Source organism: Vibrio sp. MOR3, assembly GCF_001557775.1.
Taxonomy (GTDB): Bacteria; Pseudomonadota; Gammaproteobacteria; order Enterobacterales; family Vibrionaceae; genus Vibrio; species Vibrio jasicida.
In genome coordinates this window covers 52328-72871 of record NZ_LNRD01000011.1, presented here as the reverse complement: position 1 = coordinate 72871, position 20544 = coordinate 52328, and the positions used below count along the sequence as shown (strand labels likewise).

General features: G+C 45.4%; 19 protein-coding genes. 13 read left to right on the top strand and 6 right to left on the bottom strand.

The features are described from left to right. Positions 1 to 59: 59 nt before the first annotated feature. From ATB76_RS19205 to ATB76_RS19195, 3 genes are all read right to left on the bottom strand, one after another. The gene (locus ATB76_RS19205; protein ID WP_038866052.1) at positions 60 to 938 is read right to left on the bottom strand and encodes a U32 family peptidase; all 879 of its coding nucleotides are present in this window, start codon (positions 936 to 938) and stop codon (positions 60 to 62) included. 20 nt (positions 939 to 958) lie between these two features. After that, entirely contained in the window at positions 959 to 1972 is a 1014-nt protein-coding gene (locus ATB76_RS19200) for a peptidase U32 family protein (protein WP_038865894.1), read from the bottom strand. Positions 1973 to 2121: 149 nt separating this feature from the next. Next, complete coding sequence (locus ATB76_RS19195) at positions 2122 to 4161, bottom strand: EAL domain-containing protein (RefSeq protein ID WP_038865896.1); 2040 nt, start codon at positions 4159 to 4161, stop codon at positions 2122 to 2124. A gap of 266 nt (positions 4162 to 4427) precedes the next feature. Between ATB76_RS19195 and ATB76_RS19190 the strand changes: the two genes are divergently transcribed. Then, positions 4428 to 4955 (top strand): SCP2 domain-containing protein, encoded by a 528-nt coding sequence (locus tag ATB76_RS19190; RefSeq protein ID WP_005431915.1) that lies wholly within the window; start codon positions 4428 to 4430, stop codon positions 4953 to 4955. Beyond that, positions 4939 to 5442, top strand: a complete 504-nt coding sequence (locus ATB76_RS19185) for an N-acetyltransferase (protein ID WP_038865898.1) — start codon at positions 4939 to 4941, stop codon at positions 5440 to 5442. The genes ATB76_RS19190 and ATB76_RS19185 overlap by 17 nt, the downstream gene beginning before the upstream one ends. Positions 5443 to 5528: 86 nt before the next feature. Here ATB76_RS19185 and ATB76_RS19180 read toward each other — a convergent pair whose 3' ends face one another. Continuing rightward, a complete protein-coding gene (locus ATB76_RS19180) occupies positions 5529 to 5981 on the bottom strand; it encodes a hypothetical protein (RefSeq protein WP_042603165.1) in 453 nt (150 codons plus the stop codon). Positions 5982 to 6044: 63 nt separating this feature from the next. On the opposite strand from ATB76_RS19180, the gene ATB76_RS19175 reads away from it, so the two are divergent. The 10 genes from ATB76_RS19175 to deoD all read left to right on the top strand — a co-directional run bounded on the left by ATB76_RS19175 (position 6045) and on the right by deoD (position 16279). After that, positions 6045 to 6443 carry a DNA polymerase III subunit psi gene (locus ATB76_RS19175; RefSeq protein ID WP_039976184.1) on the top strand — a complete coding sequence of 133 codons (399 nt, stop codon included), beginning with the start codon at positions 6045 to 6047 and terminating at the stop codon, positions 6441 to 6443. Between the two features lie 12 nt (positions 6444 to 6455). Continuing rightward, positions 6456 to 6911, top strand: coding sequence for a ribosomal protein S18-alanine N-acetyltransferase (rimI, locus tag ATB76_RS19170; RefSeq protein WP_038865902.1), 456 nt, complete (start codon positions 6456 to 6458; stop codon positions 6909 to 6911). Between the two features lie 303 nt (positions 6912 to 7214). Further along, a complete protein-coding gene (prfC, locus tag ATB76_RS19165; RefSeq protein WP_038865904.1) occupies positions 7215 to 8804 on the top strand; it encodes a peptide chain release factor 3 in 1590 nt (529 codons plus the stop codon). A gap of 120 nt (positions 8805 to 8924) precedes the next feature. Continuing rightward, complete coding sequence (locus ATB76_RS28490) at positions 8925 to 9092, top strand: DUF5363 family protein (RefSeq protein WP_158654985.1); 168 nt, start codon at positions 8925 to 8927, stop codon at positions 9090 to 9092. Then, positions 9079 to 9852, top strand: a complete 774-nt coding sequence (locus tag ATB76_RS19160) for a TatD family hydrolase (protein ID WP_038865905.1) — start codon at positions 9079 to 9081, stop codon at positions 9850 to 9852. Before ATB76_RS28490 ends, ATB76_RS19160 begins: the two co-directional genes overlap by 14 nt. Before the next feature lie 204 nt (positions 9853 to 10056). Next, entirely contained in the window at positions 10057 to 11340 is a 1284-nt protein-coding gene (locus ATB76_RS19155) for a NupC/NupG family nucleoside CNT transporter (RefSeq protein WP_038865906.1), read from the top strand. Positions 11341 to 11920: 580 nt separating this feature from the next. Continuing rightward, positions 11921 to 12697 (top strand): deoxyribose-phosphate aldolase, encoded by a 777-nt coding sequence (gene deoC / locus ATB76_RS19150; protein ID WP_038865907.1) that lies wholly within the window; start codon positions 11921 to 11923, stop codon positions 12695 to 12697. A gap of 99 nt (positions 12698 to 12796) precedes the next feature. Continuing rightward, a complete protein-coding gene (gene deoA, locus ATB76_RS19145) occupies positions 12797 to 14125 on the top strand; it encodes a thymidine phosphorylase (protein ID WP_061035959.1) in 1329 nt (442 codons plus the stop codon). Between the two features lie 68 nt (positions 14126 to 14193). Further along, entirely contained in the window at positions 14194 to 15414 is a 1221-nt protein-coding gene (locus ATB76_RS19140) for a phosphopentomutase (RefSeq protein ID WP_061035958.1), read from the top strand. 145 nt (positions 15415 to 15559) lie between these two features. Beyond that, entirely contained in the window at positions 15560 to 16279 is a 720-nt protein-coding gene (deoD, locus tag ATB76_RS19135) for a purine-nucleoside phosphorylase (RefSeq protein WP_038865914.1), read from the top strand. 90 nt (positions 16280 to 16369) lie between these two features. Here deoD and ATB76_RS19130 read toward each other — a convergent pair whose 3' ends face one another. After that, the gene (locus ATB76_RS19130) at positions 16370 to 16975 is read right to left on the bottom strand and encodes a YtjB family periplasmic protein (protein ID WP_038866054.1); all 606 of its coding nucleotides are present in this window, start codon (positions 16973 to 16975) and stop codon (positions 16370 to 16372) included. 91 nt (positions 16976 to 17066) lie between these two features. On the opposite strand from ATB76_RS19130, the gene serB reads away from it, so the two are divergent. Then, the gene (gene serB / locus ATB76_RS19125) at positions 17067 to 18047 is read left to right on the top strand and encodes a phosphoserine phosphatase (RefSeq protein WP_061035957.1); all 981 of its coding nucleotides are present in this window, start codon (positions 17067 to 17069) and stop codon (positions 18045 to 18047) included. A gap of 56 nt (positions 18048 to 18103) precedes the next feature. Here serB and ATB76_RS19120 read toward each other — a convergent pair whose 3' ends face one another. Further along, positions 18104 to 20452 (bottom strand): PilZ domain-containing protein, encoded by a 2349-nt coding sequence (locus ATB76_RS19120; RefSeq protein ID WP_038865919.1) that lies wholly within the window; start codon positions 20450 to 20452, stop codon positions 18104 to 18106. Positions 20453 to 20544 lie beyond the last annotated feature (92 nt).

Below are 20544 nucleotides of genomic sequence, written 5' to 3'. Positions count from 1 at the left end.
AACGAAAAAGCGAGGTTAACACCTCGCTTTTTTATTGGCTTGAAAACCCTGAGAAGGGCTTAGATGTTCTTCACTTCTAAGCCAGCAAGCTGATGCCAGTAACCGTTACATTGGCGGTCTTGGATCTTGCCTGGGTTAGTGCCTTTCTCGTTTGAACGGAATTGGTCTAGTTCAGAGAAGGTACTGATACCGAGTGGGCTTAGACGAACCACATCAACCAAACCTTCCATGCTCGGGAGATCATTGACCAAGTTGTAGCAGTAACCCGATTGAGTCTGAATGCCATTTAGGTTGAAGACTTCTTGACCTTCTTGGCTGCTGACTTGGATACCTGTTGGGTACTTAATACAGCAGGTCTCGCAGTCGTCTTTGGCTTTGTTTTCTGCACGAGCGGTAAAGCAGCGTGCCGAGTAAGCCAGTGGCAGGTAACCATGGCTGAAAACTTCCACTTCAAACTTATTGCGAATACCTAGTTCGTCACATTGAACCAGCGTGTTGCTGAGCCACTCACGCGATAGCTCTACTGGCATACACCAGCGGGTCATGCCTTGTTTTAGGAACAAGTTAAGCGTGTGGGCGTTGTAAGTGTTAACCGCTGGGCCTACTACGAAAGGCACTTTGTGTTCAGAAGCTAATTGAACTGCAGATACGTCGTTAGCTTCAATCGCGAAGTCACCGTTGTCGATGTACTTTTTCATGATGTTGACTTCACTTGGCGCTTCTAATAGTGCCATCGTTGAAAGCACCACTTGTTTACCAGATGTAGACAGTTCTTTCGCAATATCAAACCAGTGTGCAGGTTTCATCTCTCGACGTTTTGAACACACGGTTTCACCTAGATAGATGATGTCCGCAGAACTTGATTTTGCTTGCTCATAAAACGCTTCAATATCTTGCTTTGGCCAGAAGTACAACAGCGGACCAAGTGCGTATTTCATTGAGTTATCCATCTTAACCTCTACTGCCATTTACGGTGGTAAGCACCAAGTGTGGTTTGCGTACCTTCCGATACGTTTGCCAACGCTGCATCCCAAGCCGCTTCTACTTGGTAAGCCTCTGGGTTTGCTTGGTAACGATCAATCGCTGCACGCCATGTGCGCGTTACTTGTTCTACGTACGCAGGGCTACGTTGGCGGCCTTCAATTTTTACTGAAGCCACATTTGCCGCAAACAGCTCAGGTATCATAGAAAGGGTGTTTAAACTGGTTGGCTCTTCCAGTGCGTGGTAGCGTTTCTTCTCGCCTTCAATTTCAGCGTCGAAACGACCTTTACACAAGGTTGGGTAGCCCGCGTTTTCACCGGCGCTGTAGCGATCGATCAGGATGTCGTTAAGACGAGATTCCAGACCGTTTTCTGTTTCTTGCCAGCGAACGTATTTCGCTGGAGAACACGCACCCACGGTGTTTGGTGACTCGCCGGTCATGTAAGACGACAAGTAACAACGACCTTCTGACATGATGCACAAACTACCAAAAGCAAAGACTTCCAGCTCGACATCGCTGGTGATGTTGCGAGAAAGCTGTTTTACCTGATGGATAGACAATACGCGAGGCAGTACAACGCGCTTCACGTTGAAGTTTTGTTTGTAGAAATCAACAGCCGCAACGTTGGTCGCTGAGGCTTGCACAGATAAGTGCAATTCTAGTTCAGGGTATTTGCGAGCAGCGTATTCCAGAACCGCAATGTCAGCGACAATCAAAGCATCAACACCAAGAGCCGCTGCGTTATCGACGGCATTTGTCCAGCGATCAAAGCCATTTGGATGGGCAAAGGTGTTGAGCGCAACGTGGATCTTTTTGTTGCGGTCATGAACGTATTGCACCGCTTTTTCTAGCTTCTTGCCGTTAAAGTTAAGACCAGCAAAGTGACGAGCGTTGGTGTCGTCTTTAAAGCCGATATAGACGGCGTCTGCACCGCAATCAATCGCGGTTTTTAGCGCAGGCAAGTTACCCGCAGGACACAAGAGTTCCATATGCTCACAATTTTAGAGAATAAAAAGGTGCCCGCATTTTATGAAGAATTATGAATAGCGAAATTGACCTAAGTTAGGTTTAGCTCAATAAAGTTGAGATTTACCCCTTGAGAGTAAGGGGTAACACTCAGATTTTGTTGCAGTTGAGATCAGTTCTTATGACGGCGGTTTTGCGCAAACAACTCTTCAACTTCGTGTTTAGGTTGAGGACGGTAAAAATGGAAGCCCTGAATCGAGTTACATTGCAGGTTCGAGAGTAGTGTCGCTTGCTGGTGGGTTTCCACACCTTCGGCGACCACGGTCAAATCCAATGATTTACCAAGGTTGATGATGTTCTCAATCACCGTCACCTGTTTCGGGAGTGTATCGATGTCGTTGATAAATGCGCGGTCGATTTTTAGCTCATCGATAGGGAAGCGAGCTAAGTAGGAAAGGGAAGAGTAACCCGTTCCGAAGTCGTCGATAGACAGAGCAAAACCAAGCTTTTTGATCGCGTTAAGCATTTGCAGTGTGTGTTCGCTGTCGCTCATTACTGCACTTTCGGTGAGCTCGAAGGTAATACAACTTGGGTCAAGTTCGGTAGTGCGCAGCAGCTTTTCCATGTAGTCGATCAGTTGTGGGTTACCAAATTGCTCTGGAGAGAGGTTGATCGCCACGCGTCCCGGTAAGATGCCTTGCAGTTTCCAGCGCTTTACGGTGTTAAACACATCGCGCATTACCACACGACCAAGGTGTTCAATCAAGCCTGCACGTTCAGCTACGGGGATAAATGCACCCGGGCTGATATAACCTTCAACCGGATGCTTCCAACGTACTAACGCTTCTGCACCGTTAATGCTGAAGTCACGGGCGTTAACTTTTGGTTGGTACCATACTTCTAAGCCGTTTTGCTGCAATGCTTTTTGTAGCTCGATCTCCAACCACAAACGCATTCGTGCTTCTTTGTTCATCTGATCGTTAAATTTAATCAGACGGTTACGACCTCGATCTTTCGCTTCGTACATCGCGGTATCAGCATTTTGTAGCAGAATGCGCGCGTCTTGCCCGTCTTCTGGGTAACGCACACTGCCAATTGAACATGCTAGGCGTTTACTGAAATGATGCAGATCGAAAGGTTGGTTAATCAGAGAAATAATGCGCTCAGATAAAATCTCCGCCATGCGAGTGTTTTCTGGCTCAGGCAGGATGATGCCAAATTCGTCACCGCCTAAGTGACCAATGATAGCTTGATTAGGTAAAGAGCGTTTTAGGCGGGCGGAGACTTCTTGAATTACTTTGTCACCGATGTGGTGGCCAAGTGAGTCATTGATATTCTTAAAGTTATCGATGTCGAGGTAGAAAACCAGTAACGGTGTCTGGCTCTTAATAAGTTGCTCTAATCGTTTAGTAAAGCCAAAGCGATTGTACAGCTTGGTCAGTGAATCAATGTGTGCGTCTTCATTGGTGGCAGAAGAGAGTAGTTTTGGCGCATCATCAGCGTCTTGGATCAATATGATTTGGGACTCGCTACCAAGAATTGCCGTAGTATCCGCATGCAATTGGACTTTACGTTCAAATCCACAACGTGCGCTGGTTAAACAAACAAAGGGCTTTTCTGATAACAGCGTGCTGATGCGATGGGTGAAAACCTTTTTGCTGTTTTCATCAATGAACAAGCGAGTAAGCTCTTCACCCAGTAATTCGTGGGGAGAGTTTAACCCCAGTAAGCGAGCTGAAGCAGGGTTTGCAGAGATGATAATGTCATCTTCAACAAGCAATAAACCGTCAGGTAAGAGCTGGGTGAGCTTGGCAAACTTGCTTTCAGATTCTTCTAAAGAGCGAACCAGAATTTGTTTTTCTGATGTATCGACGGCATGAAAAACCACAAAACGGATTTCGTTTTCTTCGTGAATCGGAGAAAGACTGAAGTGCAAACTGGTTTCGAGATCGGTTTCGTCGAGTGTGATTTCTGCTTCGACATGCTCGCCTTTGAAGGCACGCTGATAGTAGGGCGCGAGCTTTTTGTAGAACTGCTCTCCCAATACCTGACTGTCGTTAAGGCCGATGATTTCATCATGACCTAAGCCTGCAATGTCACAATAGCGATCACTTACCATTCGATAATTGTGTTTCTTATCAAGAATGGCAAAAAAGAAAGGGCTATTTGAGGTTAGCGTTGCAAACCAATGTTGTAATTGCTGGGAAGGCATTAAGGTGTTACCGATCTCCAATGAGCCTGATTATTCGTCCGTGTAATAAAAACGCTATTTTGATAACTATAACTTTGAACATACCGTTATTAAAGCGTTTATCCACGACTTAGCGTCAATAATACACGTAAGGTCAAAAAAACGACGCTAAGGTTGGTAAAACTGCCTACTTCTAAAACAAACAGTTTTATTGATACATAACAGGTACTGGTATTACTCTATTGCGTAATATAAACGACCTTATGACAAAGTAACGGATAATTAGCGTGTTAAACAAGATTCGCAGTCAACTAGTAAAGAACGCAGCATCAATTTTGCGATCTCCAGTCCAGTTATTGCCACAAACTGTTCAGAAAAAAGCCTTGTTAGAAGGCCTAAAAATGGTGTTCAAAGAAGCCCTAGAAGATGGCGATTTTGAGTTCCTTGAAGACAAGTGGCTAAAAGTTGCGATTAAAGACTTGAACTTAGCATGGTATATCAGCTACCAAGATGAAAAGTTAGTGGTAGCAGAGAAACCGGTTCAGGAAGATGTGAGTTTTAGTGGTAACCTTAACGACCTAGTACTTATTGCTGGTCGTAAAGAAGACCCTGACACGCTGTTCTTCCAACGTCGCCTTTCTATTGAAGGTGACACCGAGCTTGGCTTGGAAGTGAAAAACCTGATGGACAGTGTCGACTTAGAGCAGTTACCAAAAGCAATGCAGGTTGCACTGAACCAACTGGCTGACTTTGTTCAAAAAGGCGTTCAAGCACCAGCACAAGAAACCGGAGTAGCGAATGCTTATTCGAACTGAAGCCCCTGCGGACATTCTGACCATTGACCGCCTATTGAAACATGCTTTCCCCACTGAGGCGGAAGCCAATCTAGTGATGCGCCTACGTGAAAACGGCAAGCTCACTTTGTCGTTGGTAGCATGTACAGATGAAGGTGAAGTCATTGGTCACGCATTGTTTAGTCCTGTGACGCTAAACGGTGAAGATTTGTCTTGGCAAGGGCTTGCACCACTGGCGGTACATGAAGACTACCGTCGTCAAGGTATTGCGGCTGAAATGATTAAAGAAGGTTTCGATTCACTACGTGATTTTGGTTACCCAGTCTGTGTGGTATTAGGTGAGCCAGAATACTACGCTCGTCAAGGTTTTGAAGCTGGTGAAGAGATGGGTTTTGACTGTGCATGGGAAGTTCCACAAGGTGCATTCCGTGTCGCTGAATTAGTAGAGGGCCAGTGTGATGGTCGTTCAGGTCGTATTGATTACTCACCAGAGTTTTCTGAGTTGTAGTTTGCCGTCTATCTACTCGACTTAGAGAAACAAAGCCCGCATTAAAAAGCGGGCTTTGTTGTCGATGCGCAAAGAGAAAGCGTGGATTAATCTTGCTCTTGGATACGTTTTTTGCCCCAAACCTCGATTTTGGCTTTTTTGCTCATACCTGCGGCATTCAGAGTCATGTTACCCCAGCTTTTGTATTCCATATCCAGACGCTTAAATTTAGCATCTTCAGAGCCTGGTAGAGTCCATGCGCGCGTCGACATGCCCTTAGTTAAAGTGCCGACCATGGTCTTGAGTTTTTTTTCACTGCCATCAGTCATGGTCACTTTCATGTTCTTGATGCTCATGGTGCCTTGAGTACACTTGATTTTAATCTTGCTGAATTTACGATTTTTGAAAAGACCATTTGGCTCAACCGTATCAGTTTCCGTTTGGAAGTTTACGGTTTTTTCAGCGATCAGCTCCCAACCATCGTTGCTATCCTTAGCAAAAGTAGTAAAGCTGGTGGTCGCGACGAGCAATGTGATTGCGAATGATTGGAAAAGCTTCATAACACCTCTGACTTTAAATGCGAAATTTTGGTAGGATTGCCTCGTTCAAATAGGTGACAAAAGATGTCAATTAACGAGAAACAATATTTACATGAAATGGGGATCAGCACATGGGAGCTGACTCACCCAGAAAGATTGGAAGGCTATCAGTCGCCATTATTGGATTTGCAAAGTTCTTGTAAACTCCTATTGGTATCGCCAATGTGTCCTGAAAACGAGACAGCTTTGATGTTTGAGCGTGTATTGAAGAGCATTAAACTCTCGCTCGACGATGCGCTGTATTTAGAACCGAGCCGAGTATCTTCTTTAGGCGAGCACGAGTTGGAGTGGGTATGGTTTGCTGGGTGTGAAGTAGATGCAAGCGTTAATGCAAAACAACTGACTTCCCCACTACTGAAAGATATTGATGGCAACAACGAACAACGTCGCGCCTTGTGGCAGCAGATCTGTTCGTATTCGTAACGGAGCAAAAGCGTGACGATTCAAATTACGCCGATGGAAGCTAAACACTCAGATCAAGTATGGCAAATTGAGCAGCAAGCACACTCTCACCCTTGGGCTGAATCACTGGTTCGAGATTTATCGAGTCGAGGTGCTTGTCATCATGTGATGACGGAAGATCATCAAGTATTGGGTTACTTTTATGCGCAGAATATTGTGGGTGAAGTGACCTTACTCAACATCGCGATAGCACCGCACCAACAAGGAAAAGGCTTAGGTCAGAAGCTTTTGGATGCTTTCCTTGAATACTGTGAACAAGCAAAAGCAGAGAGCGCTTGGTTGGAAGTGCGTGAAAGTAACCATCCAGCTATTCATATTTATGAACAAGCGGGCTTTAATGAAGTGGATCGTCGTTACAACTATTACCCTGCTAAAACGGGCAATGGCAAAGAAGATGCCATCATTATGAGTTACTTATTTTTGATTTAGTTTTTAGTCATTACGAATTACCTCATCAACACTTATGCTATAAATGCGTATCTGACTTCGAGGCTATTGAATATGTAATAATAATTTTTTGAATTTTTTACATCTCTTTGTGTGGAGCTAGTTTTCCATTGTTGGCGCTAGGGAATGTGAGCCCTAGGGAAAGAGAGGATGAACCGAGCAAATTGAGTTCATGTCTTTCCAGTTTGCTAGCATAGCGATAATAAGCGAGAATACCGCACAATATCGAATAGTAGATATGCTTGCCCATTTTGTGAGCATGAAAGTAATTTAGAAGATTAACTAATGTCAAATCCCCTTTTTTTAGGCGAAGTTTCTAAGCGTAGAACGTTCGCTATTATTTCTCACCCGGATGCGGGTAAAACCACCATTACTGAAAAAGTACTGTTATTCGGAAACGCAATCCAAAAAGCAGGTACGGTTAAAGGTCGTGGTAACGCACAACACGCAAAATCAGACTGGATGGAAATGGAAAAGGAACGTGGTATCTCGGTAACCACGTCTGTCATGCAGTTTCCTTTCAACGATTGTCTGGTTAACCTACTTGATACTCCTGGACACGAAGACTTCTCGGAAGATACATACCGTACACTTACGGCGGTGGACTCGTGTTTGATGGTTATCGACGCAGCGAAAGGTGTCGAGGATCGTACTCGTAAGCTGATGGAAGTTACTCGTTTGCGCGACACACCAATCGTAACTTTTATGAACAAACTTGACCGTGACGTTCGTGACCCAATGGAAGTATTGGACGAGGTTGAAAACGAACTTGGCATGATGTGTGCGCCAATTACCTGGCCAATCGGCTGTGGTAAAGAGTTTAAAGGCGTTTACCACATTCACCGTGACGAAACGATTCTGTACGAATCTGGCCACGGTCATGAGATCCAAGAAGTTCGTATCATCAAAGGCCTAGATAACCCTGAGCTTGACGAGAAAGTGGGTGAAAGCTTGGCAGCAAGCGTTCGTGAAGAGCTTGAACTTGTAATGGGCGCTTGCCCTGAGTTTGACCAAGAAGCGTTCCTAACGGGTGAGTTAACGCCAGTTTACTTCGGTACAGCACTAGGTAACTTCGGTGTAGATCATATGCTAGAAGGTCTGACTGAGTGGGCTCCAGCACCGAAGACTCGTCAAGCGGTTGAACGTGACGTTGAAGCGACAGAAGACAAGTTCTCAGGTTTTGTATTCAAAATTCAAGCAAACATGGATCCAAAACACCGCGACCGTATCGCATTTATGCGTATCGTTTCGGGTACTTACACACAAGGCATGAAGATGAACCACGTTCGTCTAGGCAAGCAAGTGAGTATCTCGGATGCGGTTACCTTCATGGCGGGTGACCGCTCTCGTGCAGAACACGCTTACGCGGGTGACATCATTGGTCTTCATAACCACGGTACGATTCAAATTGGTGATACGTTCACTCAAGGTGAAGCGTTGAAGTTCTCAGGTATCCCAAACTTTGCACCGGAACTGTTCCGTCGTATTCGTTTAAAAGATCCATTGAAGCAGAAGCAGCTACTAAAAGGTCTGGTTCAGCTTTCTGAAGAAGGTGCGGTACAGGTATTCCGTCCACTACAAAACAACGATTTGATCGTTGGTGCGGTTGGTGTACTTCAGTTTGACGTGGTTGTGGCTCGCTTGAAGTCAGAATACAACGTTGAAGCAATCTACGAAGGCGTTAACGTGGCAACGGCGCGTTGGGTTGAGTGTGGTGATGCGAAGAAACTGGATGAGTTCCAACGTAAGAACCAAACTAACCTAGCGTTGGATGGTGGCGACAACCTAACGTATATCGCACCAACCATGGTTAACTTAAACCTAGCGCGTGAACGTTTCCCTGATATCGATTTCCGTGCGACTCGTGAGCACTAATCGAATCTAACTCGCTTTATATTGCGTACTAGATCATAAGCCGCCGTTAGCTATACACTTAGCTAACGGCGGCTTTTTATTTGGCGCAACGCGAATTCTATTAGCTAAAAAGGGAGTGTGATGAACTGGTTTAAGAAAGGGCTCAAACGCTATGACGATTGGTGCAAAGAGATGGGGCTGACGCCTGCTCAAAAGCGCAGTTGTGTGCCGTATAAACAAGACCCAGTTCATGAAGACGAGCCTGCTAAAAAAGCAGAGCAAGGGAAAGCAAATAATGAAACTGTTTGATACCCACTGCCATTTTGACTTTGACGTCTTTCAACAGGATTTTACTCACCAAGTCGACCTCGCTCGTGAGCAAGGGGTAGAGCGTATCTTGATTCCGTCTATCGGGCCGAGTAACTGGGCTCGTATTCAAGAGCTGGCCAATCAATACTCTCACCTTTATTACGCGCTGGGTTTTCATCCCTATTTTCTACAACAAGAGTTTGAGCAGTTTGTTCCTGAGCTCGAATCTCTGCTTTCCTCACGCAACCGACAATGCGTTGCGATAGGGGAGTGTGGTTTAGACTTTGCTATCAAGGTTCCCGCCGAGCTTCAAGAGCAGGCGCTCAAATTACAGTTCAAACTGGCAAAACGATTCGAACTACCCGTTATTTTACACAGCCGAAAAGCACACAATCGTCTCATCCAAATGGTCAAAGTCGCTAAGTTGCCGAAAGGTGGTGTGTTGCATGCTTTCTCTGGCAGTTATCAACAGGCGATGGAGTGGGTTCGATTAGGTTTTCTTATCGGAGTTGGGGGCACAATTACCTACCCAAGAGCGAACAAAACACGCGACGCGATTCAAAGGTTACCACTGCAACATCTTGTACTCGAAACCGATGCTCCAGATATGCCTATACTTGGCTATCAGGGCGAACCGAATCACCCTTCAAAACTCATTTATGTCTTAAATGAGCTGTCTGCGTTGCATATAGAAAATAAGCAATCGATTGCGTCTCAGCTATGGGAAAATAGCAATTCTGCCTTCTCTATATGTGAATAAAATCTAAAGATGGTGTTTAAAAGCGAAAACGTTTTCCTTCTTATTGTGAGATAACTCACAAACGAGAGTGAATCAATGATGAATCTTATAAGAAAGTGTGAGGGTGGCATTACTTTAATTGATTCGGGATGAGTATAATTGCCCCCGCTTTATAGCTCCATTTTGTAACACGCCAATAAATAACTTATAAGGAAGTCATAAACTATGAGCCTGTTTATGAGCCTAGTCGGTATGGTAGTGCTTCTTGCTATTGCATTTGCATTTTCTAATAACCGAAAAGCTATCAACTTTAGAACTGTGGGTGGCGCATTTGCTATCCAATTTATCCTAGGTGCATTTGTTCTTTACGTACCTTGGGGCCGTGATCTACTAAACGGTTTCTCTACTGGTGTATCTAACGTTATCAACTACGGTAACGATGGTTCATCTTTCCTATTCGGTGGTCTTGTTTCTGACAAGATGTTCGAAGTATTCGGCGGCGGCGGTTTCATCTTCGCATTCCGCGTTCTTCCTACACTGATCTTCTTCTCTGCACTGATTTCAGTTCTTTACTACATTGGCGTTATGCAGTGGGTTATCAAGATTCTTGGTGGTGCACTACAGAAAGCGCTTGGCACATCTCGTGCGGAATCAATGTCAGCAGCAGCTAACATTTTCGTAGGTCAAACAGAAGCGCCTCTAGTTGTTCGTCCGTTCGTTCCAAAAATGACTCAATCTGAGCTATTCGCGGTAATGTGTGGTGGTCTAGCGTCTGTTGCTGGTGGTGTACTAGCAGGTTACGCATCTATGGGTGTTCCACTAGAATACCTAGTAGCAGCATCATTCATGGCTGCACCAGGTGGTCTACTGTTCGCTAAGATTCTTCACCCAGAGACTGATAAGCCTCACGAAGATATCGAAGAAGCAATGGACGGTGGCGACGACAAACCAGCTAACGTAATCGACGCAGCAGCGGGCGGTGCGGCTTCTGGTCTACAACTTGCGCTAAACGTAGGTGCAATGCTAATCGCATTCGTTGGTTTGATTGCTCTAGTTAACGGTATGCTAGGTGGCATCGGTGGTTGGTTCGGTATGCCTGAACTAACACTAGAACTTATCCTAGGTTACGCGTTCTCTCCACTAGCATTCCTAATCGGTGTTCCATGGGACGAAGCAGTTGTTGCTGGTTCATTCATCGGTCAGAAACTAGTAATCAACGAATTTGTTGCATACTTGAACTTCACACCTTACCTAGGTGAAGGCGCTCAAGTTGTTGCAGCTACTGGTGAAGTAATGTCTGCTAAGACAACAGCTATCATCTCATTCGCACTATGTGGCTTCGCGAACCTTTCTTCTATCGCGATTCTACTTGGTGGTCTAGGTAGCCTTGCACCAAACCGTCGTTCAGATATCGCTCGCATGGGTATTAAAGCAGTTCTTGCTGGTACGTTGTCTAACCTAATGGCAGCGACTATTGCAGGCTTCTGCCTTAGCCTTGCAGCACTATAATTAGAATCGGTTCTTAATATATAGACGCCGTTTTAAATCATGCCCTGTAGCAAGAGATTGCTGCGGGGCATTTTTCGTTTTTCAGGCCTGAAAATTTTATCGTATGTAGGTCGATGCAATTCGCTTACGCAGTCGATGGAATAGGGGCTGGGAAATTTTGAGATACAAACCGTTTGCGCTCTATTTGGTGCTACAGTTTTGCGGTGAAACTCTATAATGTAGTAATCATGAAATGGTGGTTCTGACAACCACTTAATCACAGAGTGAATATTACATACTCGATGGGCAAATGAATTGCCCTCCAATATCAGTTCCCACAAGCGTTTTATTGTGTGATGTGATATTAAAGACACCGCAATCATAGATTGTTGTGCCATAGGCCAAACTGGTACTGTGCGGTGACAAGGATAGCAATTGGTATATGATTTTTCGCAGTATATGCCGAGTCTTCAGGGAACCAAGTCCGTTCATTAATAGACTGCTTAGCTAAAATCTCACGCTGTCTCTACTTGTTGATTATAGTTAGAGAAGTGATGTGAAGCTGAGTAGTGAATTTTTTGAATATTGATCGGAGATAGAAATGAGCGATTTAAAAGCAGCAGCGCTACGTGCACTGAAACTTATGGACCTTACTACGCTAAATGATGATGACACTGATGCAAAAGTGATCTCGCTATGTCATGACGCGAAAACTGCAGTAGGCAACACAGCTGCAATCTGTATTTACCCTCGCTTTATTCCTATTGCTAAGAAGACACTTCGTGAGCAAGGTACGCCAGAAGTTCGCATTGCGACTGTAACGAACTTCCCACACGGTAACGACGATATCGACATCGCTGTTGCTGAAACAAAAGCGGCGGTTGCTTACGGTGCAGACGAAGTAGACGTAGTTTTCCCATACCGCGCTCTAATGGCGGGTAACGAGAAAGTTGGCTTCGAACTAGTTAAGCAATGTAAAGAAGCTTGTGGTGATATCCTTCTTAAAGTGATCATCGAAACAGGTGAACTAAAAGAAGAAGCGCTAATCAAGAAAGCATCTCAAATCTGTATCGAAGCAGGTGCTGACTTCATTAAAACTTCAACTGGTAAAGTGCCAGTAAACGCAACACCAGAATACGCTCGCATGATGCTTGAAGTTATTCGTGATATGGGTGTTGCAGAATCTGTTGGTTTCAAACCAGCAGGTGGTGTGCGTACTGCTGAAGATGCAGCGGCATACCTAGCAATGGCTGATGAAATCCTTGGTGACAACTGGGTTGATGCTCGTCACTACCGTTTCGGTGCGTCTAGCCTGCTAACAAACCTACTAAATACATTAGAAGTATCGGACCAAGTCGCTGATCCAACAGCGTACTAATTCCAAAAAAAGCGTCTGAACGGTAGCACCAGCTTTGGTGCTACCAAACCTCTTCTATCCTACTTTTACCATGGCTCATTATGAGCTTGGGAGGCACTAATGTATTTACCACAAGAAATCATTCGTAAAAAACGTGACGGCGAAGTTCTAACAGCCGACGAAATCAACTTCTTTATTCAAGGCGTAGCAAACAACAGTGTATCTGAAGGCCAGATCGCCGCTTTTGCTATGACAATCTTCTTCAATGAAATGACGATGCCAGAGCGTATCGCACTAACCTGTGCAATGCGTGATTCAGGTATGGTTATCGATTGGAGCCACATGAATTTTGGTGGTCCAATTGTCGATAAGCACTCTACTGGTGGTGTGGGTGACGTGACTTCTCTAATGCTTGGTCCAATGGTGGCTGCATGCGGTGGTTTCGTACCTATGATCTCTGGTCGTGGTCTTGGCCATACGGGCGGTACGCTTGATAAGCTTGAGTCTATTCCTGGCTACAACATCACACCGACAAACGACGTATTTGGTCAAGTAACCAAAGACGCAGGTGTGGCAATTATCGGTCAAACGGGTGACCTAGCACCAGCGGATAAGCGCGTTTACGCGACTCGCGATATCACCGCGACAGTAGATAATATTTCACTGATCACGGCGTCGATTTTATCGAAGAAGCTTGCTGCAGGTCTTGAATCTCTAGTGATGGACGTAAAAGTAGGTTCTGGCGCATTCATGCCAACTTACGAAGCGTCTGAAGAGCTAGCAAAATCAATCGTAGCAGTAGCAAACGGTGCTGGTACTAAGACAACCGCTATCCTAACGGACATGAACCAAGTATTGGCCTCTTCTGCGGGTAACGCAGTGGAAGTACGCGAAGCGGTTCGTTTTCTAACAGGTGAATACCGTAACCCTCGTCTACTTGAAGTAACCATGGCTTCATGTGCTGAAATGTTAGTACTTGGCAAACTGGCTGAGAACACAGAAGACGCACGTGCGAAATTGATGGAAGCACTAGATAACGGCAAAGCGGCTGAGTGCTTCGGTAAGATGATTGCCGGTCTAGGTGGCCCAGCAGATTTCGTAGAAAACTACGATAATTACCTAGAGAAAGCGGAAATCATCAAACCAGTATACGCAACTGAAACGGGCGTTGTATCTGCGATGGATACTCGTGCAATCGGCATGGCTGTGGTTTCTATGGGCGGTGGTCGTCGTGTAGCAACAGACGAAATCGACTACGCGGTTGGTTTTGATAACTTCATTCGTTTAAGCGAAGTAGCGGACAGTGACAAGCCTTTAGCGGTGATCCATGCTCGCACAGAAGAGCAGTGGGAAGAAGCGGCAAAAGCGCTTCGCAGCGCAATTAAAGTAGGCGGAGAATACACACCAACGCCAGAGGTCTACCGCCAAATCCGTGCAGAAGATCTTTAATCGAACAAGTAATTACACAAGGCCTACTCAATCATAATTAGAAGCCGAGTGGGCCTAAGGAACGAGCAATGAAAAGAGCATTTATTTTAGTACTAGACTCATTCGGTATCGGCGAAACCGCTGATGCGAAGCAATTTGATGACGTAGGTTCGGACACGCTTGGTCATATTGCTGACCAGTGTGAACAAGGCTTAGCAAACAACGATAAACGTGAAGGCGCGCTTCGTCTTCCAAACCTATCTAAACTGGGTTTGGCAATGGCACATAAAGAGTCAACAGGTCGTTTTGCTCCTGGTCTAGATGCAGACGCAGAGATCATCGGTGCGTACGGTCACGCAGCAGAGCTTTCTTCAGGTAAAGACACGCCGTCTGGCCACTGGGAAATCGCAGGTGTTCCTGTTCTGTTTGATTGGGGTTACTTCACTGACAAAGCGAACAGCTTCCCGAAAGAGCTGACTGACCGCATTCTTGAGCGTGCTGGTCTGGACGGTTTCCTAGGTAACTGCCACGCATCGGGAACTCAAGTTCTTGACGATCTGGGTGAAGAGCACATGAAGACTGGCAAGCCAATCTTCTATACATCAGCTGATTCTGTATTCCAAATCGCATGTCATGAAGAGACATTCGGTCTAGACCGCCTACTAGAGCTTTGCCAAATTGCACGTGAAGAGCTAGAAGATTACAACATCGGTCGTGTTATCGCGCGTCCATTCGTTGGTGCAGGTAAAGGTCAATTCGAGCGTACAGGTAACCGTCGTGACCTTTCTGTTGAGCCACCATCAGCAACGGTTCTACAGAAACTTGTTGAAGAGAAGCAAGGCAACGTGGTTTCTATCGGTAAGATTGCGGATATCTACGCAAACTGCGGTATCACGAAGAAAGTGAAAGCGACAGGTATCCCTGCCTTGTTCGAAGCAACACTAGAGCAAATCAAAGAAGCGGGTGACAATACGATCGTATTCACTAACTTCGTGGACTTCGATTCAGCTTACGGTCACCGTCGTGATGTAGCAGGTTACGCCGCGGCACTTGAGTACTTCGATGGTCGTATCAACGAAGTGCTAGATATTATGGAAGAAGACGATGTGCTTATCCTAACGGCGGATCACGGCTGTGACCCAACATGGCCAGGTACAGACCACACTCGTGAGCACATCCCAGTGATTGTTTACGGTAAGAAAGTACCAGCAGGTTCACTAGGCCGTCGTGACAGCTTTGCTGATATCGGTCAAACATTGGCAACGTACTTCGGTATTTCCCCAATGGATTACGGTAAGAACTTCCTATAATTATTTAGGTTTTGAAAACTAGGAGCATCATGCTCCTAGTTTTATGTTCGCAGCATGAAAATGTTGCTTGTCGGAAATGAGAATATTCTAGCCAAAACCGCCAACAGCAGCGCGGATCGCTAGAGACAGGTTAAGGAAAAGAAACATGGCAACTCCACATATCAACGCAGAAATGGGTGCTTTCGCAGACGTCGTTCTAATGCCGGGTGACCCACTACGTGCAAAATACATCGCAGAGACTTTCCTTGAAGATGTTGTTCAAGTGTGTGACGTTCGTAATATGTTTGGTTACACAGGCACTTACAAAGGTCGTAAGATCTCAGTAATGGGCCATGGTATGGGTATCCCATCTTGTTCAATCTACGTGACTGAGCTAATCAAAGACTTCGGCGTTAAGAAAGTGATCCGTGTAGGTAGCTGTGGCGCTGTGAACGAAGACATCAAAGTACGTGATGTTGTGATCGGTATGGGCGCATGTACAGACTCTAAAGTGAACCGCATTCGCTTCAAAGGTCATGACTTTGCCGCTATCGCTGACTACAAAATGGTTCGTGCAGCAGAAGAAGCAGCAAAAGCTCGCGGCGTAGATGTGAAAGTAGGTAACCTATTCTCTGCAGAGCTGTTCTACACGCCAGATCCAGAAATGTTCGACGTAATGGACAAGTACGGTATCGTAGGTGTGGAAATGGAAGCGGCAGGTATCTACGGCGTTGCAGCAGAGTATGGCGCGAAAGCTCTGACTATCTGTACTGTTTCTGACCACATCAAGACTGGCGAGCAAACCACATCTGAAGAGCGTCAAAATACGTTCAACGATATGATGCTGATTGCGCTTGATTCAGTACTACTAGGCGATGAAGAGTAAGACGAAGGGATAGCGTTCTTTTCGCTTTAAAGCATTACAAAAACAGCCCGCATTGTGCGGGCTGTTTTTTTATCCGAGATCGAATGAGAGCTACTTTGTCAGTAACAGGTTTTCACCTTTTTTACGGCGGATTGGTTGTCTGCGTAAAATCATAATGAACAGCATGCCGCACACAAAGCTCATCAGAACCATCATGTACATGTAGCGATCACTCTTGCGGTAATGGTGATCAGAAATCGCTGTTACACGACCTGTTTCAAAGGTCACGCGAACAAAACCAATCACAGCGCCATCAGCCGATACGGGCTCGACCAATTGTTGGCGCCCGATAGAGGCTGTCGCCAGCGGTGTATCTAATCCTAGCACTTCACGTACCGAAAGCGCCTCTTCACTGGAAGCCAAACGTACACCTTGCGCATCATAGATGGTGGCATCAAATACTAAACGGTCTTGCGCAAGTTGGTTGGTTAACTTAAGTAGACTTTCTTGATCTTTATTTATGATCATTTCACTAGCGGATAACGACGCTTGCGAAATCAAAACTTTTGTCAGTGTTTCAAGCTGCTGTGCTTGAATCTTCTCGTTGCCCTTACTGATCACGACACTGTTTTTTATGGTGATAAATAGCATCACGCATAGCAGGATCAGCGCTAGGATTCGTAGGGCATTCCTCACTGAGAACAGGGATTCACTCATGCTGTTTACTCGTCCATTCAAAACAAAACAAAGACTTGCCTTTTTAGCTTGTTGAGGTAACGTTTTAGCAAAGTCACAAGGGATTATATACATGGACGCGTCAAAAAGCTTGCCTATCAGAAGGCATACGACTCTTTTAAAACGACTACCCGAAACTCGCTTTGCCACCCAGCTTGATAAAGCCAAGGCTAACTGGATTGTGTTTGGTGAACATCTTGAGCCCCGTAACTTCGAAGACATCGATTTTTTTACTGGTTTCTACAATCCAATCTTAGACACTTGGAAAGTTGGGCAGTATGAAGTTGCATTGATGGCTGGGCAACTCACTCCAGAGCACGAAATCATTTTGAAGAACCTTAACCTTGATTATGCGTCGCTTAATGAAGTGCCGGATCTCTCTACGCCAGGGCTGGTGGTTTTCGATATGGATTCGACGGCGATTCAAATCGAGTGTATTGATGAAATCGCTAAGCTGGCAGGCGTTGGTGAAGAAGTGGCAGAAGTCACCGAACGAGCCATGCAAGGGGAGTTGGATTTCGAACAAAGTTTGCGTCAGCGCGTGGGTAAACTGAAAGGTTCCGATGAAGCGATTTTGGAACAAGTACGTAGCCAACTGCCATTTATGCCTGACTTTGAAGCGCTGATTGCGACCTTTAAAGCATTAGGTTGGAAGACGGCGATTGCTTCCGGTGGCTTTACTTATTTTTCTGATTTCATCAAAGACAAAGTTGGCTTGGACTTTGCTCAATCGAACCAACTGGAAATTATCGATGGCAAGTTGACCGGTCAGCTACTTGGCGATGTTGTCTCTGCACAAACAAAAGCGGATATCTTGGTTGAACTTGCAGAAGAGTATGACATTGAACAGCACAATACAGTGGCCGTAGGCGATGGAGCCAATGACTTGGTGATGATGTCTGCAGCAGGGCTAGGTATTGCTTATCATGCGAAACCAAAGGTAGAACAACAAGCGCAGACATCAGTTCGATTTGCGGGGCTCGGTGGAGTGTTATGCATTCTGTCAGGTGCTTTGGTTAAGCAACAGAAAATCAGCTGGCAAGCAAAGCCATAAGCTCAAGGTTTAAGACCGACCAATAGAAAACACCGCCTATAGTTGGCGGTGTTTCTTTATTCGGTGAGTTCAAGCCTGACGACGACCTCTTCCGTGATGTCTTCAAACTCACTGTAACCGACGAGAGCAGTCAGTTCTTTTTCTAACTTGCTGGCTTGATGGACACCAAATTGAGTCAGGTCGCTCAAATCTTGGCGCAGCAAAGAGGTCATTGGATCAAAGATCGGCGCGGTTGAAATACGTGTGGCGTAGAACTCGCCCATCATGCGCGCTTTCTTAATAAATTGAATGCGCTCTTTCACACTGGTGAAATCTTGGTGCAGTTTAGACTCGAGGCCCGTGATCTTGCTGCCTACTTTCATCAGGCTGATATAAATGTCTTGATGTCTTGCTTGTGCGCCATCGATACGCTTGATGGGGTCGGCAATCAATGTGCTGGAGCGACCCTTAAACAGAGGTTCTAGCGAGAACAGTTGATTGTGGCCCAAGCGAGCGTACAACTCGATGTGTTTTGGAAGTGGGAAGTTCACCCCTATCACTGGTGTTTTAACCGAAGAGGTGGCACTTTTACTAATAAAGATCGGAGTACTCAAGGTACGAGAAAGTAACACGCTGTGCAGCCTTTCTAGCAGTGGGTTACTTGGTAGCACCTCTTTTTGTTGAATGAGTTTGTCTTGGTTGTGTTCAATAATGCTATTAAAGAAAGCAATCACACGCATGGTTTTGCTGTCTTCGTCTATCACCATTTGCACACTACGGCCATCAGGACTCACTCGAATAATACGATAAGGTACCTCGGATAGGGGCAGTTTCTTATCGTAGAGCTGCAACTCACGGAAATTGATGTGAACCTCTTGCCCTGAACGCAGCGCAGTAGGTTCATCTAATCTGATGCCCAAGCCACGTTTGGAAATATCCATGGTGAAACCAGCGGCTTTTAGGTTGCCAGCATCCAATACCAACGGTGTTTTGAAACGGTAGCGAGGTTCCTTGCGACGTGATTGCGCATCGAAATAGATACCTTTAGGACTGCCAATGATCTTCCTCGGCTGACGAAATGAATTTAATGTGTTCGCAGGAACACGAGGTTTCTCCGTCAGTAGGTAATCTTGACCGGATTTATCATCAGCGATCTCTTGCAAAATACCGACATGTGTTAGTCTTTGTGAGCTTTCAGCAAGCTCAGAAGAGAACGCTGCAAGGTCATTTTTCTCTTGTTCAGAGAGTTCAAAAATTGAAATACGGAACGCGCGCCAACTTGAACGTTTTGCACCTAAGTGCCAAAACAGTTGGCGTTGTTCTCTAGTCGCTTCTGGACGGAGCATTGAATAGAAGTAGGTTTTATTTTCATGCTCATGGGTAAAGGAATAAAGCACATTGGTTGTTCCTTTAACTCCTGGCGTAATAAGCGATGCCATTCTTTGCTCATGGAACAACGAACCAAATACTTGCTGATTACGTTCATCGTGCCAGTACTGCCATAACTTTTGGTTATTTGGCGTTAACATGGCTAACTTAAGTTCGCTACCTTCGAAGAACAGAGGTAGATTGCTCGTGTGCTTGAGAGCAATGTGTTCGTAACCACGAGTTCGAGCGCGAATGATTTTATCTTGGTTGTCATGACGAGCTCGTTTTGCTGCACTATTTAGTGCTTCGTCAATCACACGAGCGATGATGTTGGTTTCCGTCAGGCGAATCGTTCTTAGGTAGCGAATCGAGTCATTTTCATAACAATCATCTACGGCTAGAACACGATAGGTCATTGGCTTTTCAATGCCAGCGACCTGAGACTTGCTCGCAAACTCAGTAAAAGTCACCTGAATGACTTCTCCCAGACTGTATTTAAAAGCGCTAGGGACTTTGAATTTCGCCCCCGAACAAGAAAGGTCGATGCTCAACCCATGGATCACTTGCTCTTTTGAACGAACGATTTCCACTTGGGACTGTACTTTTAAACGCTTCTCTTGACGTTTTAGGTCATACCCAAGGTGCACAGGCTCTGCAAGAAAAGGGCTTTTCGGATCGGTCAGCGATCGTTCTTCACTCTTACCATTATTTTTGCTCATCACACGGAAGTTATTGCGTGTGTTGACCAAAGCCTCCCACATGCCCTCGGTGTAACCACCATACTTTTTCAGGTTCTTGTGGTAAGCGTTAAAGGCGACATCATCCAGCCAATGTGGAATGCCATCTAATAAGTATTCACGACATTCACCTTTCACTCGACCTCGCAAATCAATGCTCTTTTTACAAGGAGCCATGACACGGTTGAGCTCCATCTTTACTAGAATTTTGGCCGATGGTGGCTCTCCTTCAGTCAATTGACCCAGGACGAAATCAAAGTCATCAGCGCCATAAACAGGGATGAGGCGTTCTGCGAGCGAGAGAATTTCAGATTGCTGCATTATTTCTGTTAAAGTATGTCGTTATTCGAATTATATCGGCTAAGCAAAGCAAAACTTGAGTATATCAATAGTTCTGCTCATATAAGGTCTGA

Coding starts and splice junctions, on each gene's coding strand:
- ATB76_RS19155 (WP_038865906.1), top strand. CDS start 10,057: ATGAGCCTGTTTATGAGCCTAGTCGGTATGGTAGTGCTTCTTGCTATT.
- ATB76_RS19160 (WP_038865905.1), top strand. CDS start 9,079: ATGAAACTGTTTGATACCCACTGCCATTTTGACTTTGACGTCTTTCAA.
- ATB76_RS19205 (WP_038866052.1), bottom strand. CDS start 938: ATGAAATACGCACTTGGTCCGCTGTTGTACTTCTGGCCAAAGCAAGAT.
- ATB76_RS19185 (WP_038865898.1), top strand. CDS start 4,939: ATGCTTATTCGAACTGAAGCCCCTGCGGACATTCTGACCATTGACCGC.
- ATB76_RS19200 (WP_038865894.1), bottom strand. CDS start 1,972: ATGGAACTCTTGTGTCCTGCGGGTAACTTGCCTGCGCTAAAAACCGCG.
- ATB76_RS19180 (WP_042603165.1), bottom strand. CDS start 5,981: ATGAAGCTTTTCCAATCATTCGCAATCACATTGCTCGTCGCGACCACC.
- ATB76_RS19195 (WP_038865896.1), bottom strand. CDS start 4,161: ATGCCTTCCCAGCAATTACAACATTGGTTTGCAACGCTAACCTCAAAT.
- ATB76_RS19140 (WP_061035958.1), top strand. CDS start 14,194: ATGAAAAGAGCATTTATTTTAGTACTAGACTCATTCGGTATCGGCGAA.
- prfC (WP_038865904.1), top strand. CDS start 7,215: ATGTCAAATCCCCTTTTTTTAGGCGAAGTTTCTAAGCGTAGAACGTTC.
- deoA (WP_061035959.1), top strand. CDS start 12,797: ATGTATTTACCACAAGAAATCATTCGTAAAAAACGTGACGGCGAAGTT.
- ATB76_RS19130 (WP_038866054.1), bottom strand. CDS start 16,975: ATGAGTGAATCCCTGTTCTCAGTGAGGAATGCCCTACGAATCCTAGCG.
- serB (WP_061035957.1), top strand. CDS start 17,067: ATGGACGCGTCAAAAAGCTTGCCTATCAGAAGGCATACGACTCTTTTA.
- deoD (WP_038865914.1), top strand. CDS start 15,560: ATGGCAACTCCACATATCAACGCAGAAATGGGTGCTTTCGCAGACGTC.
- deoC (WP_038865907.1), top strand. CDS start 11,921: ATGAGCGATTTAAAAGCAGCAGCGCTACGTGCACTGAAACTTATGGAC.
- ATB76_RS19175 (WP_039976184.1), top strand. CDS start 6,045: ATGTCAATTAACGAGAAACAATATTTACATGAAATGGGGATCAGCACA.
- ATB76_RS28490 (WP_158654985.1), top strand. CDS start 8,925: ATGAACTGGTTTAAGAAAGGGCTCAAACGCTATGACGATTGGTGCAAA.
- ATB76_RS19120 (WP_038865919.1), bottom strand. CDS start 20,452: ATGCAGCAATCTGAAATTCTCTCGCTCGCAGAACGCCTCATCCCTGTT.